The sequence below is a fragment of the Janibacter sp. CFPM2_SD2 genome (genome assembly GCF_057364645.1).
This window is the reverse complement of record NZ_JBNFOF010000370.1, coordinates 1-1,018: the sequence shown is the minus strand read 5'-3', so window position 1 is coordinate 1,018 and position 1,018 is coordinate 1. Positions and strand designations below refer to the sequence as shown.

Annotated in this window: 1 pseudogene; it reads right to left on the bottom strand. The window is 72.8% G+C overall.

Annotated features, from left to right (window positions below):
• Nucleotides 1-57: 57 nt before the first annotated feature.
• A pseudogene (gene ftsY, locus AC2W7J_RS18415) lies at nt 58-1,018 on the bottom strand (signal recognition particle-docking protein FtsY); the annotation flags it as partial.

The following is a 1,018-nucleotide window of genomic DNA, read 5'->3' as shown; positions in this document are numbered from 1 at the left end:
GGGTGCGGATGACGAGGTTGTCGGGGCGCCCCCCTTCGTCGTCGTGGTGCTGCCGGATCAGCCGACGATGGCGTCGACGAAGGCCTCCGGCACGAAGGGCGCGAGGTCGTCCGGCCCCTCGCCGAGGCCGACGAGCTTCACCGGCACCCCGAGCGTGCGCTGCACGGCGACGACGATGCCGCCCTTGGCCGTGCCGTCGAGCTTGGTGAGCACGACACCGGTGACGTCTACGGCCTCGGCGAAGATCTTCGCCTGGGCCAGGCCGTTCTGCCCGGTCGTCGCGTCGAGGACGAGGAGCACCTCGTCGATGGGGGTCTGCTTCTCGATGACGCGCTTGACCTTGGCCAGCTCGTCCATGAGGCCGACCTTGTTGTGCAGGCGACCGGCGGTGTCGACGATCACCGCGTCGGCCTCGGTGTCCGCGGCCGCCTTGACCGCGTCGAAGGCCACGGCCGCGGGGTCCGCGCCCTCACGGTCGCTGCGGATCGTCGGGACGCCGACCCGGGCGCCCAGGTCTCGAGCTGGTCGGCCGCCGCGGCGCGGAAGGTGTCGGCCGCTCCGAGCACGACGTCGCGGTCGTTGGCGACGAGCACGCGGGCGAGCTTGCCGACGGTCGTCGTCTTGCCGGTGCCGTTGACCCCGACGACGAGGATGCAGGCGGGGCGACCGTCGACGCGCGAGGCGGCCAGGCCGCGGTCCATGGTCGGGTCGACGAGGCGCAGCAGGTCGGCGTAGAGCCAGTCCTTGGCGACCTCGGGGTCGGTCGTGCCGTCGACGGAGACGTGCTCGCGCAGCGAGTCGACGAGCTCGGTCGTCGGCTCCATGCCCAGGTCGGCGACGAGCAGGGTGTCCTCGACCTCCTCCCAGTCCTCCTCGGAGAGCTTGCCCTGCGACAGCAGCGCGAGCAGGCCCTTGCCGATCGCGCCGTTGGAGCGGGCCAGCCGGGTGCGCAGCGAGCGCATCCGGTCCTTCGTCGGGGGCGGGGGTGTCGGAGCTCGGGCTCGACGGCGGCCTGCTC